This window comes from Streptomyces sp. NPDC002324 (assembly GCF_053593335.1).
This window is the reverse complement of sequence record NZ_JBSFCF010000085.1, coordinates 1-5616: the sequence shown is the minus strand read 5'-3', so window position 1 is coordinate 5616 and position 5616 is coordinate 1. Positions and strand designations below refer to the sequence as shown.

Below are 5616 nucleotides of genomic sequence, written 5' to 3'. Positions count from 1 at the left end.
TCCTTCATCACCAGCTTCGACGAGTTCTACATCTCCCAGTTCCTCTCCTCCGTCGACACCGTCACCCTGCCCGTGCAGGTCTACAACTCGCTCACCTTCGAGATCGACCCCAGCGTGACCGCAGTCAGCGCCATCCTCATCGCCTTCGCTGTCCTCGCCCTCGGCCTCGTCGCCCTGGTCCGCTGGATCGGCTCCGGCAGACAGGAATCCCTGCTGTCCGTCGAGAACACCGTCGGCGTCGCCAACCCCGGAGGCGAGGCCGTATGACCACCCACCGATCGTGCTCTCTCGACACACCATCCCGCGATCAACGAAAGAGACACGCGCATGACTGACACCCTCACCGCTCCCTCAGCGGAGTCGGCAGTCCTGGAAACCGTCCCCCGTGGCTTCCTCGCCCACGACTGGCAACCTGCCACCGGCGGTCGCACCTTCGAGGTGCGCAACCCCGCGACCGAGGAAGTCATAGCCACCGTCGCCGACTGCGGCGCACAAGACGCGCTGAAAGCACTGGACGTGGCGGCCGCGGCCGCCGACCAGTGGGCCCTCAGCAGCCCGCGGGACCGGGCGACCGTCCTGCACCGGATCACCGACGCCATGACCGAACACCGTGAGCGTCTGGCCCGCATCATCACGCTGGAGATCGGCAAGACGATCACCGAAGCCCGGGGCGAGGTCGACTACGCAGCGGCCTATTTCCGGTGGTACGCCGAGGAGGCGGTCCGTCCGCCCGGGCGCAGCACCCCCTCCCCGGACGGCAAGAGCCACATCGTCACCGTCGCCGAACCGGTCGGACCCTGCCTGCTGATCACCCCGTGGAACGTGCCGCTGGCCATGGCCGCCCGCAAGGCCGCCGCCGCCCTCGCCGCAGGCTGCACCGCCGTGCTCAAACCGGCAGCGCTCACCCCGCTGTCCTCCCTGATACTGGGCGAGCTGGCACGCGAGGCCGGCGCGCCCGCAGGCGTCCTGACCGTGATCACCAGCAGCGACGCGGCAGCGGTCACCACGGCGCTGCTGGCCGACCCCCGGCTGCGCAAGCTGTCGTTCACCGGGTCCACACCGGTCGGCAGGCTGCTGTTGCAGCAGAGTGGTGCGCGGGTGCTGCGCACTTCGATGGAGCTGGGCGGCAACGCGCCGTTCCTGGTCTTCGACGACGCCGATCTCGACCTCGCGGTCCGCGAAGCGATGATCGCCAAGATGCGGCTGGGCGGCCAGTCCTGTGTCGGCGCCAACCGGTTCCTCGTCCAGGAGGGAATCGCCGACGCGTTCGCCGCGGCGATGGGCGAACGGATCGCCGCCATCCGGGTGGGTGCCCCGGACCGGGAGGACACCGAGCTCGGCCCGCTGGCCGACCACCGCGCGGTGGACAAGGTCCGCCACCTCGTCGAGGACGCGGTGGCCCGTGGTGCCGTCGTCGTCGGCCAGGCGGACATCCCTGACGGGCCGGGTCACTATGCCGCCCCGACCGTGCTGGACCACGTCCCCGCCGAGGCCGCGATCATGCACGAGGAGGTCTTCGGCCCTGTGGCCGCCATCCACCGTTTCTCCACCGAGGCCGAGGCCATGGCGGTGGCCAACGACACCGAGCACGGGCTCGCGTCGTATGTGATGACGTCCCACATCGACCGCGCCCGGCGGGTCGCCGCCCGGCTGGAGGCCGGAATGGTCGGCATCAACCGCGGCCTGGTCTCCGAGGTCGCGGCACCCTTCGGCGGGATCAAGCAGTCCGGCCTGGGCCGTGAGGGCGGGCCCGAGGGCCTCCACGAGTACCAGCAGCTCAAGTACCTGTCATTGCCCGGCTTTCACAGCTGAGCAAGCCGACACCGGCGGAGCCCTCTCCCCCCGTCCTACAGGGCAAGGCAGTGACCGGGGTGAGGCTCCCTTCCCCTACGTCCACCAGCGGCCCGGTCAAGGGTGGCCGCCAGTCTCCGGCGGCCTCGATGTCGCTGGCCTGGCCGCCCGGGCGGATCCTCGACAGGCCCCTTACCGGCACCCCGCCATGCTCCGCGGCCCCCATGGCACCCGTGATCCGAGTGCCGTGGGGCCGCCATCTCCACCGACTTGACGAAGGAAACGGTTGGCCGTGGACGCCATCGACGAGAAGATCATCGCCGAGCTGACCTGCAACGCCCGCCTCTCACACTCGGAGCTGGCCAGCAGGGTGCTGCTCTCCCGTAATGCGGTGCGCCAGCGCATCGAACGGCTGGAGCGGCAGGGCCACATCGCCGGCTACACCATCGTCCGTCCGGGCGAGGACACCGGCAATGTCGTCTCGGCGCTCGTCCTCGTCCACCGCCAGGACCGCATGCGCGGTGGCGACGTCCTGGCCGCGCTCAAGAGCATTCCGGAGGTCGTCATCTGCGAGATCCTCAGCGGCGACTACGACATCATGGTGCGCCTGGAGGCAGCCTCGCTGGAACGCGTACGAGTCATCTGGGAGAACATCGCCCAGATGCCCGGCGTACGGGACACGGTCACCGCCCTCACCCTGTCCAGCATCGTCAACCGTCCGCGAAGAAGACGGCGTACCACGCCATCGGGGTGAGCAGCGCCGCCATCGCCACCTCCCCGTCAGTCCAACGTGACCATAGAGACCATCGCTGCTCTCTCCTGCCAGTGCCGTCCACTGTGTACGCGCGGCGCGTGGTTCAGGCCCTTTCGAGGGTTCCGCAGAGTGGGCCTGAGGCAAGTTCGGGCCTGTTGACAGTTGTCGACAATGCTTTTATCGTCGACAATCGACAATGATCCATGCAGTGAGCAACCCCAGAACGAGACTGAAGGTGTGCCTGCCGATGACTTCGACGCTGAGTCGGGCGATAGCCCACTACCCCAACCGGTTCGACCCTGGGGCACTGAGCGAGCTCCCCGAACACCTCCGAGAGACCATCCAGCGCCGGAACAAGGTCCTGGGCCCTGGCTACACACTCATCTACAAGGAGCCGGTCGAGTTCGTCTCCGGTCACGGGGCCCACCTGATCGACCGTGACGGCAACGACCACCTTGACGCCTACAACAACGTCCCCTGCGTCGGACACGCTCACCCCTACGTGGCCGAGGCGGTCGCCCGCCAGATGACGGCGGTCAACACCAACACGCGCTACGTCCAGGAAGCCCTGGTCGATTACGCGGAGCGGCTGCTCGCGACCTTCCCCGAGGAGCTGTCGAAGCTGAGCATCGCGTGCAGCGGATCGGAGGCGAACGACCTGGCGGTGCGAGTGGCGAGGTTCCACACGGGCGGCGAGGGCATCATCGTCACCCGCTGGGCCTACCACGGCATCACCCGGGAGGTGGCGAGCTTCTCACCGCACCTGGGCGCGGGATCGCCGCTGGGACCGAATGTCCGGCTCATCGATCCGCCGGACCCGCGCCTTGCCGCGCCGGGAACAACGCTCGCCGAGCACATGCGGCAGCAGGTACGGGGCGCGATCGACGACCTCGAGCGCCACGGCTACCGCCTGGCGGCGCTGGTCACCGACTGCGCCTACACCAGCGACGGCATCTTCACGGACCCGGTCGACTACATGCAGGGCGTGGTGGAGGAGGTGCACGCGGCCGGCGGTGTCTACATCGCGGACGAGGTGCAGTCCGGATTCGCCAGGCTCGGGGAGTCGATGTGGGGCTTCACCCGGCACGGCGTCCTGCCGGACATCGTCACCATGGGCAAGCCGATGGGTAACGGAATGCCGATCTCGGGCGTGGTCTTCCGCCCCGAGGTCAGCGAGGAGTTCGGACGCAACGTCCGCTACTTCAACACCTTCGGCGGCAGCTCGATCCCCGTGGCAGCCGGCGCGGCGGTGCTGGACGTCCTCGAGAAGGAGAACGTGCAGCAGCGCGTCCTGGAGAGCGGCAACGCTCTGCGCGCGGGACTGCGGGAGATCACCAAGGACTCCCCCTACGTCGCCGAAGTCCGCGGCGCCGGTCTGTACGTCGGCGTGGAGATCGTGAAGGACCGGGAAACTCTTGAGCCGGACCGCCTGCTGACCGAAGACGTCATCAACGACATGCGCGATCGCCGGATTCTCATCAACGGCACGGGCAAGTCGGCGAACACCCTGAAGATCCGCCCGCCACTGGCCTTCGACTCCGCCGATGTGACCCGATTCCTGGAGACCTTCGCCGAGGTCGCGAAAAACCGTCTGTGACAGGCTGACCGAAGGGACTGACCGTGACCACCTCACCAGCCAAGAACCATACTCAGCGGCTCCTCGAGGAGAGCGGCCTGACGTCTTCCCACGAGCCCGTCGACGTGATGCTGGTGAGCATTCTCCTCGAGGAGCACTACCGCCTCTCCGGACGCCTGGGGCGACTGGCGACCGAGAAGGACGACACATTCAGACTCAGCACCGACCCGCGCAACTACCTCGTGAAGGTCTCACCACCTGACGAGGTGGAGGCGGTTGTCGCCCTCCAGACCGCCGCGATGCGCCACCTCGAAACCGCCGCTGCGCACTTGCCCGTCCAGCGGGTGAAGCTGACCGCCGATGGAGACGACCATGTCAAGATCAGGCTGAACGACGGCAGGACGCGCATTCTGCGGGTGTTCGACTTCGTCGAAGGCCAGGTCCTGGCCGATGCGAACCCGGACGCGGAGCGGCTCGCCGAGGCGGGCGAGATGCTGGGGCTGATCGACGTGGCGCTCAGGCCGTTCACGCACCCGGCGGAGCGACGAGGTCTGGCATGGGACATCCGGCATTTCCACCAGATGACCGAACTGGTCGAGCACACGCCGAGCCCCGAGCACCGCCAGTCGGCCCAGTCCGTCTTCCGGCTCTTCGGCGAGAACGTCGTCCCGAGGCTGAGTGATCTCGAAACGCAAGTGATCCACGGAGACTTCAGCCCATACAACATCTTGGTGGACCCAGAGAAGAGCGATCACTTCGTCACCGGTGTCATCGACTTCGGCGACACGGTGCGCAGTGCGGTGATCTTCGACCCCGCCGTTCCCATGGCGAACCTGCTCGGCAGGACACCAGATCATCCCTGGCGGGACGCCTGCGCCTTCGCCGCGGGCTACCAACGAAAGCGCCCGATCCGGCCGTCGGAACTGCCGCTGCTCCCGGTTGCCGCGTTGGCACGGCTCACACTGCGTGCGCTGATCTCGAACTGGCGCGCGGAGCGCGCGCCCGAACGGCGTGAGTACCTCCTCGATCACGCCAAGGACGACTGGATCAACATCGAGCGTTCCTTGACCGTGAGCCTGGACGACGTTGTCGCGCACCTCAGGGAAGCCCGTCACGGGCATTCCTGAAAAGCCATAAAGAAAGGAGCATCCTCGTTCGGCTGCTACGGCACGATGAGTGCCATGCCGGGCCGTTCGATCACGCCGGAGTCCTCCGCGTTCGGCTTTCCCAGGAGCGTCTCCCTGCGCCGGCACCTGCACGCGGCGATCGGCATCTCGCCCCAGGCGTAACGGCGTTCGTTTCAGGCGGCCCGCTAGGGCCCGTGTGGGGTCGTGATCATTCTCGGGTTCTGGTCCCGTGCGGGGGTGGGACCTGGTAGGACGCTGGGTGTGACACGTACACAACTCACCGACGAGCAGTGGGAGTTCATCGAGCCGTACCTGCCGATAGGCGAGTACGGTCCGTATCCCGAGCGGTTGCGGGAGCAGTTCGAGGG

4 protein-coding genes and 1 pseudogene are annotated in these 5616 nt (G+C 67.5%); all 5 read left to right on the top strand.

Features of this window, described 5'->3' with window-relative positions:
- Nucleotides 1–267: pseudogene (locus ACWCRJ_RS44390) on the top strand (ABC transporter permease); the annotation flags it as partial.
- 60 nt (nucleotides 268–327) lie between these two features.
- The gene (locus ACWCRJ_RS44385) at nucleotides 328–1812 is read left to right on the top strand and encodes an NAD-dependent succinate-semialdehyde dehydrogenase (RefSeq protein ID WP_450944669.1); all 1485 of its coding nucleotides are present in this window, start codon (nucleotides 328–330) and stop codon (nucleotides 1810–1812) included.
- Between the two features lie 271 nt (nucleotides 1813–2083).
- Nucleotides 2084–2545, top strand: a complete 462-nt coding sequence (locus tag ACWCRJ_RS44380; protein WP_450944668.1) for an Lrp/AsnC family transcriptional regulator — start codon at nucleotides 2084–2086, stop codon at nucleotides 2543–2545.
- 247 nt (nucleotides 2546–2792) lie between these two features.
- Nucleotides 2793–4142 carry an aspartate aminotransferase family protein gene (locus tag ACWCRJ_RS44375; RefSeq protein WP_450944667.1) on the top strand — a complete coding sequence of 450 codons (1350 nt, stop codon included), beginning with the start codon at nucleotides 2793–2795 and terminating at the stop codon, nucleotides 4140–4142.
- 23 nt (nucleotides 4143–4165) lie between these two features.
- On the top strand, nucleotides 4166–5248 hold the full coding sequence (locus tag ACWCRJ_RS44370) for a phosphotransferase (RefSeq protein WP_450944666.1): 1083 nt from the start codon (nucleotides 4166–4168) through the stop codon (nucleotides 5246–5248).
- Nucleotides 5249–5616 lie beyond the last annotated feature (368 nt).

What these genes read in the sequence shown, in the direction of transcription:
- ACWCRJ_RS44385 (WP_450944669.1), top strand. Translation starts at nt 328, where the DNA reads ATGACTGACACCCTCACCGCTCCCTCAGCGGAGTCGGCAGTCCTGGAA.
- ACWCRJ_RS44375 (WP_450944667.1), top strand. Translation starts at nt 2,793, where the DNA reads ATGACTTCGACGCTGAGTCGGGCGATAGCCCACTACCCCAACCGGTTC.